Origin of the sequence: Pararoseomonas sp. SCSIO 73927, from assembly GCF_037040815.1 — a bacterium.
GTDB lineage: Bacteria > Pseudomonadota > Alphaproteobacteria > Acetobacterales > Acetobacteraceae > Roseomonas.
This window is the reverse complement of record NZ_CP146232.1, coordinates 4,897,388-4,909,360: the sequence shown is the minus strand read 5'-3', so window position 1 is coordinate 4,909,360 and position 11,973 is coordinate 4,897,388. Positions and strand designations below refer to the sequence as shown.

Below are 11,973 nucleotides of genomic sequence, written 5' to 3'. Positions count from 1 at the left end.
ATCGGCGCGAAGGCGCCACGGAGGAGGCCCGCATGGCCGACCAGTTCGATCTCGTGGTGGTGGGCGGCGGCCCGGGCGGCTACGTGGCCGCGATCCGCGCCGCGCAGCTGAAGATGAAGGTCGCGCTGGTGGAGCGCGAGAACCTCGGCGGCATTTGCCTGAACTGGGGCTGCATCCCCACCAAGGCCCTGCTGCGCGCCAGCGAGATCCACCACCTGCTGCACACGCTGGATGCCTACGGCTTCGCGGCCGACAACATCCGGTTCGACTTCCAGAAGGTGGTGAAGCGGTCCCGCGCCGTGGCCGGGCAGCTCTCCGGCGGCGTGAAGGGGCTGCTGAAGAAGAACAAGGTCACGGTCTATGACGGCCACGCCAAGCTCGCCGGCTCCGGCAAACTGGCCGTGACGAAGGACGGCAAGCCGGTGGCGGATCTGGCCGCCAAGAACATCATCCTCGCCACCGGCGCCCGCGCCCGCGTGCTGCCGGGGATGGAGCCGGACGGGAAGCTGATCTGGTCCTACCGCGAGGCGCTGGTGCCGGACGCGATGCCCAAGAGCCTCATCGTCATCGGTTCCGGCGCCATCGGCAGCGAGTTCGCGAGCTTCTTCCTCAACATGGGCGCCCAGGTGACGCTGATCGAGGTGATGGACCGCATCCTGCCGGTGGAGGACACGGAGATCAGCGCCTTCGTGGGGAAGGCCTTTGCCAAGCAGAAGATGAACGTCCTCACCTCGGCCAAGATCGGCAAGATCACGAAGAACGGGGATTCCGTCACCGTCTCCGTCGAGGCGGGGGGCAAGACCCAGGAGATCACGGCGGACCGGCTCATCTCCGCCGTCGGCATCGTCGGCAATGTCGAGGATATCGGCCTCGAGGGCACGAAGGTGAAGGTCGAGCATACCCACGTGCTAGTGGACGAGATGTGCCGGACCGGCGAACCGGGCGTCTACGCCATCGGCGACCTGGCCGGGGCCCCCTGGCTGGCCCACAAGGCCTCCCACGAGGCGATCATCGCCGTGGAGCATATGGCCGGGCTGCACCCGCACCCGCTGGAGGCGCTGAACGTGCCGGGCTGCACCTATTGCCGCCCCCAGGTGGCCAGCGTCGGCCTGACCGAGGCGAAGGCGAAGGAGGCCGGGCACGAGGTCCGGGTCGGGCGCTTCCCCTTCATCGGCAACGGAAAGGCCATCGCCATGGGTGAGCCGGAGGGTCTCATCAAGACGGTGTTCGACGCCAAGACCGGGGAGCTGCTGGGCGCCCACATGGTCGGGCCCGAGGTGACGGAGATGATCCAGGGCTACACCATCGCCCGGACCCTCGAGACGACCGAGGCCGAGCTGATGCACACGGTCTTCCCGCATCCGACGGTGTCCGAGGCGATGCACGAGGCCGTCCTTGATGCCTACGGCCGGGTGATCCACATCTAGGGCAAGATCCCGCACCCCTATCGCCGCGCCCCCCGCCCCGGGGGCGCGGCCGAAGGACAGAACCCTATGACCACCCGCATCCTGGTGGATCACCGCGCCGGGGGTGCCCAAGGGGGCGCCCTGGGCGCCAGCCCCGCCGTTGCCGCGCCCGAATCCGTGCTGCCCGCCCATATCGCCCGGATCGTGCCCAGCGCCGCCCCGGCGCCGCTGCGCCACCCCGAGAAGGCGAACCGGCCGGACAACCCGATCAAGCGCAAGCCGGACTGGATCCGGGTGAAGGCGCCGACCCACCCGGTCTACCACGAGACCCGCAACCTGATGCGGGAGAACAAGCTCGTCACGGTCTGCGAGGAGGCGGCCTGCCCCAACATCGGGGAGTGCTGGTCCCAGCGCCACGCGACCATGATGATCATGGGCGAGATCTGCACGCGCGCCTGCTCCTTCTGCAACATCACCACGGGCATGCCGAAGGCCCTGGACGCGGACGAGCCGCGCCGGGTGGGCGATGCCGTGGCGGCGCTGGGCCTGCGCCACGTCGTCATCACCTCCGTGGACCGGGACGACCTGAAGGACGGGGGCGCGCAGCACTTCGCGCAGACCATCGCCTCCATCCGCGCGGCGGCGCCGGAGACCACGATCGAGATCCTGACGCCCGACTTCCTGCGCAAGGACGGCGCGCTGGAGGTGGTGGTGGCCGCCCGGCCGGACGTGTTCAACCACAACCTGGAAACGGTGCCCCGCCTCTACACAACCATCCGCCCCGGCGCGCGCTACTTCCATTCCCTGCGCCTGCTGGACGAGGTGAAGCGGCTGGATCCCGGCATCTTCACCAAGTCCGGCGTGATGGTCGGGCTGGGCGAGGCGCGGGGCGAGGTGCTGCAGGTGATGGACGACATGCGCTCCGCCGAGATCGACTTCCTGACGATCGGCCAGTACCTGCAGCCCACCGTCAAACACGCCGCCGTGGACCGTTTCGTGGAGCCGGCGGAGTTCGAGGACTACGCCCGGCTGGCGCGGGCCAAGGGCTTCCTGCTGGTCTCGGCCACGCCGCTCACCCGCTCCTCCTACCACGCCGACAAGGACTTCGCGGACCTCCGGGCCGCGCGGGATGCCAGGCTGGGCCGCGCCGCCTGAGATGCCCACCCATGCCGAGACCAAGCGCCTGCCCTACGCGCCTGAGCAGATGTTCGACCTGGTGGCCGATGTGCGCCGCTACCCGGAGTTCCTGCCCTGGTGCGTCGGTGCCCAGGTGGTGTCGAGGACAGAGAACGAGCTGATCGCGGACCTGACGATCGGCTTCAAAATGTTCCGCGAGACCTTCCGCAGCCGCGTGACACTGGAGCGGCCGGATCATGTGCACGTGGAGTACCTGACCGGCCCATTCCGCTACCTGAACAACCACTGGAACTTCTTGCCGGTCGAGGGCGGCTGCGAGGTCAAGTTCTTCGTGGACTTCGAGTTCAAGTCCCGCCTGCTGCAGGCCGTGATCGGCACCGTGTTCAACGAGGCGGTGCGGCTGATGGTCCGCGCCTTCGAGCGGCGGGCGATGGTGCTCTACCGGCGGGACAGGCCGGGCGGGAGCCTGGCCCCGCGCACCAGCCCCGGCCCGGGCTGAGGCCGCGGGGCGGCCTTCTGGCCGCGCCGCGCCGCCGCTGGCAGAACCTTGCGTAACACGACGCGGAGAGCCCCATGGTCCAGATCCCCGAGCGCCCGGCTCCCGGCGCCCCGCCCGTCCGCATCAACCTCTACTCCGACACGCAGACCCGCCCCTCCGCCGCGATGAAGGCGGCGATGATGGAGGCGGAGGTCGGCGACGAGCAGCACGGCGACGACCCGACCGTCCACGCCCTCTGCGACCGGATGGCAGCGCTGCTGGGGAAGGAGGCAGCGGTCTACCTGCCCTCCGGCACCATGGCGAACGTCATCGCCGTGAACGTGCACTGCCGCAACGGCGACGAGGTGCTGGCGCACGAGACGGCGCATATCCTGACGAGCGAGGCGGGGACGCACGCCGCCATCGCCGGGGTGCAGGTGAACCCCTTGCGCGGCCCGCGCGGCATGTTCGATGCCGACACCCTGCGCGCCGCCATCCGCCCACGCAGCCGGCACTCGCCGGAGCAGACGCTGCTGGAGATCGAGCAGACCGCCAATATCGGCGGCGGCGCCGTCTGGCCGCTGGCTACCCTGACGGAGCTGACGGGCATCGCGCGGGAGCAGGGCTGGTCCACCCACATGGACGGGGCGCGGCTGATGAACGCCTGCGTCGCCGCCGGCATCCCGGCCGACAGGATGTGCGCGGGCTTCGACAGCGTGTGGCTGGACTTCACCAAGGGCCTCGGCGCGCCGCTGGGCGCCGTGCTGGCGGGCTCGCACGAGTTCATCGACCGCGCCTGGCGATGGAAGCAGCGGCTCGGCGGCTCCATGCGCCAGGCCGGGATCTGCGCGGCCGCCTGCCTCTACGCCCTGGACCACAACGTGGACCGGCTCGCCGAGGACCATGCCAACGCGAAGGCCCTGGCCGTCGGGCTGCGGGGGATCGAGGGCGTCGTGGTGGAGGAGCCGGACACGAACCTCGTCTTCTTCGACCCGACCGGTGCGGGGATGTCCCCGGCCGCGCTGCAGGCAGCGCTGCGCGGCGAAGGGATCGCGGTCAGCGGCCTGGGCGGGCGCCTTCGCGCCTGCACCCACCTCGACGTGGACGCCCCCATGATCGAGGAGGCGCTGGCCGTTACTCGCCGCCTGCTGCGCGGCTGAGGGCGGGCACCTCCTCCTCCAGCAGCGCGCCGAGCGCGTTCCGCTCGATCCGGTAGTAGGTGCGGCCCAGCACCCGCCCGCCGATCCCGTCGTAAAGGCGCCGGGCGGGCAGGTTCTGGGAGTCGGTGGTCCAGTCCAGGGCGCAGAACCCGCCCTCCCGCACCAGCCGGGCGGCGCAGGCCACCAGGGCGCGCCCGACCCCGCGGCGGCGCGACCGCGCGGAGACGAAGAGGTCCCGGATGTAAAGGGACCGGCGCAGCTCCGCCGCGGGCAGCATCACGTTCAGCACGCAGGAGCCGATCGCCGAGCCCGAGTCGATCGCGAGAAGGGTGCGCGGGTTGAACCCCTCCGGCGGCAGCGTGCAGAGCTGGCCTGCGGCCTCCAACGCCTCCTCCATCGGGACCGGAGCCCCGTAATAGGCCTGCATCTCGGCCAGGAGCGAGGCCAGTGCCGGAATGTCCGCGGGGTCGGCGGCGCGAACCGTCAGGGTCATGTGCGCCGCGCCCCGCGCCACGCGGCGCCCGCCACCCGCTGCTGCCTCATCCCTCTGACGCTCCCCTGCCACTGGCCATTCCGTGCGCGCCCCGCGCGCAGGTTCCCTTCGCGACGCCACCATACCGGGATTTTGCTGCACCGGATGCAACAACGCCGATAATACCGACCCCAGTGGTGGAAAATCAGCCGCTCATGCCGCGCCGAGCTCCGCGAGCGCCAAGCGCAGAGCGGCCTCCACCGTACCGGCCCGCACCTCGTCCCTGTCCCCGGGGAGGAGAAGGCGCCGCGCCGCCGTATCCCCTCCACGCCGCGCCGCCGCGATATAGACGAGTCCCACTGGCTTCTCCGCGGTGCCGCCGCCCGGCCCTGCGATGCCCGTGGTCGCGATCGCAAGCCCGGCCTCCACCGCCCTCAGCGCCCCCTCCGCCATCGCCCTCGCGCACTCCGCGGAGACGGCGCCGTGGCGGGCCAGCACCGCCTCGGGTACGCCGAGGAGGCGGGTCTTCATGGTGTTGGAGTAGGTAACGAAGCCGCCCTGCACCGCGTCGGAGGAACCGGGCACGGCCGTGAGCGCGGCGGCGACGAGCCCGCCGGTGCAGGATTCGGCCGTGGCCGCGGTCAGCGCCCTCTCGCGCAGCGCCGCGAGCAGGGCGGCGGCGAGGTCGATGGTTTCGGGCGGCAGCATCATCCAATATTCCCGAAGGAGCGCAGCAGGCCCAGCACCGCCGCGGCCAGGATCCCGGCCAGAACGTCGTCCAGCATGACGCTCAGCGTGCCCCCACGCCGGTCGGCCCAGCCGACGGGGCCGGGCTTCAGGATATCGGCGGCCCGGAACAGGGCGAAGGCGAGCAGGACCCACCAGAGGTTCGCGCCGGCGGGCAGGGCGGCCAGGGCCAGGCACTGCCCGGCGGCCTCGTCCGCCACCACCCAGCCCGGGTCCTCCCGCGCTTCCGGCAGGCGGGAGACGGCCCAGAGGCCGGCGAGCGCGAAGGCGATCCCCAGTGCCAGGCACGGCCCCGGCCCCAGGAGCGCGGCGGGCAGCACCACCGCCGATCCCCAGGTGCCCGGCGCCGGCCGCAGCCGCCCGATGCCGCAGAGGGACGCGACCATCATGGCGGGGGACATCAGGGAATGCGGTCCAGGAAGTCGTCCACCGGGCTGACGAGTTGCGGCTCCTCCAGCGTCGGGGCATGGCCGGCGCCGGGGAGGGTGACGAGCTCCAGGTCCGGCTTCTCCCGGACCATGGCGCGCACCGTGGCGGCGGCGAGGAACTCGCTTTCTTCCGCCCAGACCAGCATGGCCGGCACCGGCCGCAGGCCGCGGAAGAGGGGCCCGAGATCGGGCGGGGCGGCGCCCGCCTCCATCGCCTCCGCGATGCGGGTGTCCCAGCGCGGGTGCAGCCGCCCGTCCTCGCCGCGCGCGTAGGTGAGGCCCGCGAAGTGCCGCCAGGCCTCGTCATCGGCCAGGGGCATGCCGGGCATGACGGTGCGGAGATAGGCCACGGCGTCGTCGAGTCCGGGAAAGCCCGGGTCGTTGCCGGCAAAGCCACCCACCTGGGCGAGGCCCCGCTGGTCGATCACCGGCCCGATGTCGTTCAGCACCACGCCCCGCAGCAGGGTGGGGCGGAGGACGGAGAGGATCATGGCCATGATCCCGCCGAAGGAGGTGCCGACCAGCACGGCCCGCGGCAGGTGCAGCGCGGCACAGGCGTCCAGCACGTCGTTCACCGCCCGCTCCGGCCTGTAGCGGGCGATGTCCGCGGCGCGGGCGCTCCTGCCGTGGCCCATGTAGTCCAGCGCCACCACGCGGCGCTTCCCGGCGTGCCGGGCGGCAAAGCGGTCGTAGTCGTGGGCGGTGCGGAGGATGCCCGTCAGGCAGAGAAGGGGCGTGCGACCCTCCTCGCCCGGCCAGTCCAGGGCGTTGAGAACCAGCCCGTCCCGCGCGGCGACCTGCCGCGTCACGGGGGTCACTGGCCGGTCATCCAGGGCCTGAGCGGATAGGGCAGGGAGGCTGCCGCCGGATCCAGCGCCCGGTACACCATCACGTTCTCCACCACCCGCTGCACGTAGTTCCGCGTCTCCGCGAAGGGGATCAGCTCGATCCAGTCGATGATGTCCGTCCCGCCCTCGCCCGGGGTGCCATAGGTGCCCAGCCACTCCTGCGCCCGGCCCGGCCCGGCGTTGTAGGCCGCCGCCGCCAGGGCGAGGTTGCCGCCGAAGCGCGCCAGCTGGTCCGAGAGGTACTGCGACCCCAGCCGCATGTTGTGGGCGGGGTCGGAGGTCAGCCACCCGACCTGGTGGGGGATGCCGAGCTTGCGCGCCACCCCGGCGGCGGTGGCGGGCAGCAGCTGCATCAGCCCGCGCGCGTTCGCGCCGGAGACGGCCTCAGTGTCGAAGTTGCTCTCCTGCCGGGCAATGGCGTTGACGATCGCCGGCTCCAGGACGCCGGGCGGGGTGGGGTAGGGGGAGGGCCAGCCCTCCGGCAGCAGCATCACCCCGTCCGCCCCGGCGCGGCGCGAGATCCAGACGGCGAAGTCCGGCCGGCCCAGCGCCGCGCCGTGCCGGGCGATCAGAACCCGGTCCGCGGCATCGGGTGACAGCTCCTCCATCCGCAGCAGGAAGAGGCGCGCGCGGCGGTGGTCGCCGAGATCGGCCAGGGCGGCCGCGGCGGCGGCGAGCTCCCGGCCCCCGAAAAGGCGCCGCGCCTCCTCGCTGGGCTGGGGCGGCGCGATCGCCCGGATCCGCGCGGCGATGCGCGGCTCGTCCTCCCCCAGGGCGAGGGCGGCGAGCTGGCCGTAGAAGGCGGTGCCGAGGCTCGCGGCCTCCCCCAGGCGCGCGCGGGACCGGGCCGCATCCCGCCCTTCCAGCGCGCGGCCCTCCCAGTAGGCGGAGCGGGCGCGGGTGATGATGCTGGCGCTGTTGTCGCCCACCAGGGCGAAGTGGCGGGCGGCCGAGGACGGGTCGTTCAGGCGGCGCAGGGCGATCCAGCCGGCCAGGAACTCCGCCTCAGAGCGCGGCTCCCCCTCCGTCGCGCCGTGCTGGGAGGCGACCGCGTAAGCCAGCCGGTCCTGGCCCAGCCGCACGAGCTTCCGCGCGAGGACCTGGCGCTCCGTCCAGATCCCCTTGGCCGCTTCCGGCGGCAGGTCCCTCTGCAGCGGGGCGGCCGCGGCCCAGGCGGCGGCGGCCTCGGCGTCGCGGTCCGCCCGGCGCAGGGCGCGCGCGCTGGCCGCGAGGATGCCAAGGTCGTCCCCGGCCGTCACGGGCTGGGCCGTGCCGGCGGCCACCGCCAGCCGCATGTCGGCGATGGCGCGGCGCGACGGGTCCAGCCAGGCCGCGGCGCGCGCGGCGTCGCCGGTGTCGAGGGAGAGGAAGGCGCGGTCGAAGCGGCGCCAGCGATCCTCGGGCGTCAGCAGGGCAGCATAGCGCTCGGCGAAGCCGGTCTCGGCGGCGGCGTCGCCGAGGCCGGTGGTCCAGGCCCTCCGGACCGCGGCGGCCGCCCCCGCCGCGTCACCGGCGCGGGTCAGCGCCTCGGCATGGCGCGCCGCGCCGTCCAGCGTAGTGGCGGGAAAGCGGGAGAAATGGGCGAGGGCGCGCGCGTCGTCCGGGTCGGCGGCCAGCGCTTCCTCCGCCCGGCGGGTCACCGTGTTCGGCAGGGGCCAGTCGGGGTTGGCGGCCATCCAGTCCACCAGCTCCGCCGGGCCGCCCTGGCCACGCGCCTGGAGCCGCAGCCAGAGGGCGATCTTGCGCACCAGCGGGTCCGCCTGGGCGGCGGCGGATTCGGCGGCGGCGTAGCGACCGCCACCCGCCAGGCCGAGCGCGGCGCGGCCTGCGCTCCGCTGCGCCTCGGTCGCCCAGGGCTGGGCGGCGGCCGGGGAAGGGGCGGCCAGGAAGCCAAGGCCAAAGCCAAGGCCAAAGCCAAGGCCGAGCAGCAGCGCGGCCCGCGCCCCGGTGCGGGAGGCGGGGCGGGAAGGGGTGGGGGCCGTCAGGGGCATCTCGGCGCTCCGGCGGTGGCGGCGCAAAGTCGGGCGGCGCCGGCCCCCTGGCAAGCCCCGCGCGCGCCGGCGCCGCTTCCGCTGCCAGTTGTCGCGGCTGCGCGGGCGTGGTCGGGGCGCCGGCCCGTCGCTCCGAAGGGGTTCCACCCTTGTTCGGAAGGGGGCCGGCGCGTAATCCGGGACGGGCTGGCGCGCCGGTCGCCGGCAACCCATATGTCTCGTTCCCCCCGGCCGCAGGAATTGTCCCCCATGTTCAAGGGATCGCTCGTCGCCCTCATCACGCCCATGACGCCCGAGGGGAAGATCGACGAGCGCGCCTTCCAGGACCTCGTCGCCTGGCAGGTGGAGGAGGGCACGCAGGGGCTGGTGCCCGTGGGTACCACCGGCGAGAGCCCGACCCTTTCCCATGAGGAGCACCACCGCGTGGTGGAGCTCTGCATCGAGGCGGCGGGGGGCAAGGTGCCGGTGATCGCCGGCGCCGGCTCAAACTCCACGGCGGAGGCGGTGGCGCTGACGAAGCACGCGAAGAAGGCCGGGGCCGACGGCGTGCTCGTGGTGACGCCCTACTACAACAAGCCGACGCAGGAGGGGATGTACCTGCACTTCAAGGCCGTGGCGGACGCGGCCGACATCCCCGTGATCATCTACAACATCCCCCCGCGCAGCGTGGTGGACATGAGCGTGGAGACGATGGCGCGGCTGGCGCAGCACCCCAACATCGTCGGCGTGAAGGACGCGACGGCGAACCTGACCCGCCCGCTGCACACGCGCATCGCCTGTGGTGACGACTTCTGCCAGCTCTCCGGCGAGGACCACACGGCGCTGGCCTTCAACGCCGCCGGCGGCGTGGGCTGCATCAGCGTGACGGCGAACGTGGCCCCCCGGCTGCTGCGGGAGATGCACGACTCCTGGGCCGACGGGCGCGTGAAGGAGGCGCAGGCCATCCAGACCCGCCTGACGCCGCTGCACGACGCCATGTTCTGCGAGACTTCGCCGGGGCCGGTGAAGTACGCGGCCAGCCTGCTGGGCCGGGGCACGGAGTTCTGCCGCCTGCCGATGGCGCCGATCGCGGAGGCGTCGAAGCAGAAGGTGCGCGCGGCCATGACCGGCGTGGGGCTGCTCAACTGATGGCGGAACCCCGCAAGAAGGCGCTGATCAGCCACGGTATCGCGGCGCAGAACCGCAAGGCGCGCTTCGACTTCAAGATCCTCGACACCTACGAGGCCGGGATGGTGCTCGTCGGGCCGGAGGTGAAGAGCCTGCGCGCCGGCCGCGCCACGCTGACCGAGGCCTGGGCCGGCGAGCGCGACGGCGAGATGTGGATCTTCAACCTCTACATCCCGGAATGGCAGGCCGGGTCCGTGGTGGCGAAGTTCGAGCCGCGCCGGCCGCGCAAGCTGCTGCTACACAAGAAGCAGGCCGAGGCCCTGGCCGGCGCCGTGACGCGCGAGGGCGCGACCCTCGTCCCGTTGGACATCCACTTCAACGATCGTGGCGTGGCGAAGCTCACGCTCGGGCTCGCGGAAGGCAAGACGAAGGCCGACAAGCGCCAGGCCATCGCCGACCGGGAGTGGAAGCGCGACAAGGCCCGCGTGATGCGGGACAAGGGCTGACGGCCCGGAGTTTAACGGCCAGGGGCTAGGCGCTCAGTCGGAGCCGGTGGCCCGCCCCAGCGCGTCGCCCGCCTCCGCCGCAGGTCCGGCCCAGGCAACGAACTGGTCGGGGCGGACGAGGATGGCCTCTGCGCCATAGGCCTCCTGCACCGCCGGCCCGATCGCGGCGACTTCCAGCGGGATACCCCGGCGCGACGCCTCCTCGCGGATCGCGTCCATCCCGCCGGGATCGGCCGCGAGGAGGGTGAAGCCTGCCCCCAGCGCCTCGAACACGTTGCGCCCATCCGCCAGCATCTGCGGCGCGAGGTGATGGCCGGGGCGCGCGGCGAGGCTGTGGGAGCCGAGCGCGCTCGGCCCGCGGCCGGCCGGGCCGGGGATGATCGGCGATCCCTCATAGTTCGGCTCGAAGGAGGCGACCTCCGACTTCGCGCCGCCCTGACGCGCCGCCCACTCCGCCTCAAACGCCGCCCTGTCGCGCGCGGGATCGAAGGCGGCGAGGAAGTCGCGATCCACCTCGATCGACCTGCCGATGAAGTCCCCGGCGGTCGAGGCGAAGACGGGGCGGCGCTCCGCGTCGTAGCTGTCCAGCAGCCCCGGCCCGGCCCAGCCCTGCAGATCGGCCGCCAGCTTCCAGGCGAGGTTGGCCGCGTCCTCCAGCCCCGTGTTGATGCCGTAGCCGCCATAGGGCGGGTGGCTGTGCGCGGCATCGCCCGCCACGAAGGCCCGGCCGGCCCGGTAGCGGTCCGCAATCGCGAAGCGCAGGTCCCAAAAGCCGATGTGCTGGAACTCCACGTCGAACCTTGCGCCCGCCGCGCGGTGGAGAAGGGCGGCGAAATCCATGCTGTCCTTCGTGGTGCCGGCCGGGACGGGGGCGTGGAAGAAGAAGCCGCCCTCCAGGTCCACGCGGCCGAAGAACTGCCAGTAGCCCTGCAGGTCGGGGTGCAGCACGTTGTAGTAGGACTTGCCGGGGTAGCGCCGCAGCCTCTCGTTCAGCCCCTCGGAGCGGAACACCAGCAGCACCATCAGCCGGTCGTGGTCGGAGCGGGTCTGGGTGATCCCGGCCGCCTCGCGCACGGTGGAGCGGCTGCCGTCGCAGCCCACCACGTAGTCGGCGGAGATCACGCGCCGCGCGCCGCCGTCCCGCTCGGCCACGGTCACGCGCACGCCGTCTCCGTCCTGCTTCACCGCCTCGGCCGACCATCCGTAGAGGGCGCGGGCGGCCGGCAGCTCCGCCAAGCGGGCGCGCAGCACCGCTTCCGTCGCGTACTGGGGCAGGCGCTCGTTGTCGGTGAAGTAGTAGGGGCGGACCAGCTCCCGCTGGAGCCAGTCGTAGTGGTACTCGCCCAGCAGGGTGCCGTAGGCGGTCATGCCGCCGATGCCGTAGTCACGCGGGATGGTGCGGGCTTCGCGCAGCGCCTTCTCCGCGCCCCAGAAGTGGAAGTGCTCCATCGTCCGCTGGGTCAGGTTCTGGCCCTTGGGGATGGGCTGCGGGGTTCGGTAGCGCTCCACCAGGACCGATTCGACGCCGCGCTGCGCGAGGGCAATGGCGAGCCCCGTCCCGACCGGGCCGCCGCCCACGATGACGACCTGCGCCCGATCCCCGTCCCCTGCCATGGCCCGTCCTTCCGCCGCCACGGGGCGCCGGGCCCCGCCTTCGCCGAGGCTTCCCACGCCGGGGCAGGACTGTCCAGAT

Annotated in this window: 12 protein-coding genes; 6 read left to right on the top strand and 6 right to left on the bottom strand. The window is 72.8% G+C overall.

All coding sequences use genetic code 11. From position 1 onward, the window contains the following. The first annotated feature begins 32 nt into the window (after nucleotides 1-32). The 4 genes from lpdA to VQH23_RS23180 all read left to right on the top strand — a co-directional run bounded on the left by lpdA (nucleotide 33) and on the right by VQH23_RS23180 (nucleotide 4,181). On the top strand, nucleotides 33-1,427 hold the full coding sequence (gene lpdA, locus VQH23_RS23195) for a dihydrolipoyl dehydrogenase (RefSeq protein WP_338663032.1): 1,395 nt from the start codon (nucleotides 33-35) through the stop codon (nucleotides 1,425-1,427). Nucleotides 1,428-1,493: 66 nt separating this feature from the next. After that, on the top strand, nucleotides 1,494-2,561 hold the full coding sequence (lipA, locus tag VQH23_RS23190) for a lipoyl synthase (protein WP_338663031.1): 1,068 nt from the start codon (nucleotides 1,494-1,496) through the stop codon (nucleotides 2,559-2,561). 1 nt (nucleotide 2,562) lies between these two features. After that, nucleotides 2,563-3,042, top strand: a complete 480-nt coding sequence (locus VQH23_RS23185) for a type II toxin-antitoxin system RatA family toxin (protein ID WP_338663030.1) — start codon at nucleotides 2,563-2,565, stop codon at nucleotides 3,040-3,042. 74 nt (nucleotides 3,043-3,116) lie between these two features. Next, the gene (locus tag VQH23_RS23180; RefSeq protein WP_338663029.1) at nucleotides 3,117-4,181 is read left to right on the top strand and encodes a threonine aldolase family protein; all 1,065 of its coding nucleotides are present in this window, start codon (nucleotides 3,117-3,119) and stop codon (nucleotides 4,179-4,181) included. Here VQH23_RS23180 and VQH23_RS23175 read toward each other — a convergent pair. From VQH23_RS23175 to VQH23_RS23155, 5 genes are all read right to left on the bottom strand, one after another. After that, a complete protein-coding gene (locus tag VQH23_RS23175) occupies nucleotides 4,156-4,674 on the bottom strand; it encodes a GNAT family N-acetyltransferase (RefSeq protein ID WP_338663028.1) in 519 nt (172 codons plus the stop codon). The two genes, VQH23_RS23180 and VQH23_RS23175, sit on opposite strands and share 26 nt — an antisense overlap. 192 nt (nucleotides 4,675-4,866) lie before the next feature. After that, nucleotides 4,867-5,361 carry a nicotinamide-nucleotide amidohydrolase family protein gene (locus VQH23_RS23170; protein WP_338666150.1) on the bottom strand — a complete coding sequence of 165 codons (495 nt, stop codon included), beginning with the start codon at nucleotides 5,359-5,361 and terminating at the stop codon, nucleotides 4,867-4,869. Then, complete coding sequence (locus VQH23_RS23165) at nucleotides 5,361-5,801, bottom strand: phosphatidylglycerophosphatase A (protein ID WP_338663027.1); 441 nt, start codon at nucleotides 5,799-5,801, stop codon at nucleotides 5,361-5,363. The genes VQH23_RS23170 and VQH23_RS23165 overlap by 1 nt, the downstream gene beginning before the upstream one ends. Continuing rightward, nucleotides 5,801-6,646, bottom strand: coding sequence for an alpha/beta hydrolase (locus tag VQH23_RS23160; RefSeq protein ID WP_338663026.1), 846 nt, complete (start codon nucleotides 6,644-6,646; stop codon nucleotides 5,801-5,803). The genes VQH23_RS23165 and VQH23_RS23160 overlap by 1 nt, the downstream gene beginning before the upstream one ends. Further along, nucleotides 6,643-8,667 carry a lytic transglycosylase domain-containing protein gene (locus VQH23_RS23155; RefSeq protein ID WP_338663025.1) on the bottom strand — a complete coding sequence of 675 codons (2,025 nt, stop codon included), beginning with the start codon at nucleotides 8,665-8,667 and terminating at the stop codon, nucleotides 6,643-6,645. Before VQH23_RS23155 ends, VQH23_RS23160 begins: the two co-directional genes overlap by 4 nt. A gap of 249 nt (nucleotides 8,668-8,916) precedes the next feature. On the opposite strand from VQH23_RS23155, the gene dapA reads away from it, so the two are divergent. After that, nucleotides 8,917-9,795 (top strand): 4-hydroxy-tetrahydrodipicolinate synthase, encoded by an 879-nt coding sequence (gene dapA, locus VQH23_RS23150; RefSeq protein WP_338663024.1) that lies wholly within the window; start codon nucleotides 8,917-8,919, stop codon nucleotides 9,793-9,795. Then, nucleotides 9,795-10,280, top strand: a complete 486-nt coding sequence (smpB, locus tag VQH23_RS23145; RefSeq protein ID WP_338663023.1) for an SsrA-binding protein SmpB — start codon at nucleotides 9,795-9,797, stop codon at nucleotides 10,278-10,280. Before dapA ends, smpB begins: the two co-directional genes overlap by 1 nt. A 33-nt stretch (nucleotides 10,281-10,313) precedes the next feature. On the opposite strand, the gene VQH23_RS23140 is transcribed toward smpB, so the two are convergent. Beyond that, entirely contained in the window at nucleotides 10,314-11,894 is a 1,581-nt protein-coding gene (locus tag VQH23_RS23140) for an FAD-dependent monooxygenase (protein ID WP_338663022.1), read from the bottom strand. Between the last annotated feature and the right edge of the window lie 79 nt (nucleotides 11,895-11,973).

Excerpts from the sequence above, each read along its gene's own strand:
- lpdA (WP_338663032.1), top strand. The coding sequence starts at position 33 with ATGGCCGACCAGTTCGATCTCGTGGTGGTGGGCGGCGGCCCGGGCGGC.
- lipA (WP_338663031.1), top strand. The coding sequence starts at position 1,494 with ATGACCACCCGCATCCTGGTGGATCACCGCGCCGGGGGTGCCCAAGGG.
- VQH23_RS23185 (WP_338663030.1), top strand. The coding sequence starts at position 2,563 with ATGCCCACCCATGCCGAGACCAAGCGCCTGCCCTACGCGCCTGAGCAG.
- VQH23_RS23180 (WP_338663029.1), top strand. The coding sequence starts at position 3,117 with ATGGTCCAGATCCCCGAGCGCCCGGCTCCCGGCGCCCCGCCCGTCCGC.
- VQH23_RS23175 (WP_338663028.1), bottom strand. The coding sequence starts at position 4,674 with ATGACCCTGACGGTTCGCGCCGCCGACCCCGCGGACATTCCGGCACTG.
- VQH23_RS23170 (WP_338666150.1), bottom strand. The coding sequence starts at position 5,361 with ATGCTGCCGCCCGAAACCATCGACCTCGCCGCCGCCCTGCTCGCGGCG.
- VQH23_RS23165 (WP_338663027.1), bottom strand. The coding sequence starts at position 5,801 with ATGTCCCCCGCCATGATGGTCGCGTCCCTCTGCGGCATCGGGCGGCTG.
- VQH23_RS23155 (WP_338663025.1), bottom strand. The coding sequence starts at position 8,667 with ATGCCCCTGACGGCCCCCACCCCTTCCCGCCCCGCCTCCCGCACCGGG.
- dapA (WP_338663024.1), top strand. The coding sequence starts at position 8,917 with ATGTTCAAGGGATCGCTCGTCGCCCTCATCACGCCCATGACGCCCGAG.
- smpB (WP_338663023.1), top strand. The coding sequence starts at position 9,795 with ATGGCGGAACCCCGCAAGAAGGCGCTGATCAGCCACGGTATCGCGGCG.
- VQH23_RS23140 (WP_338663022.1), bottom strand. The coding sequence starts at position 11,894 with ATGGCAGGGGACGGGGATCGGGCGCAGGTCGTCATCGTGGGCGGCGGC.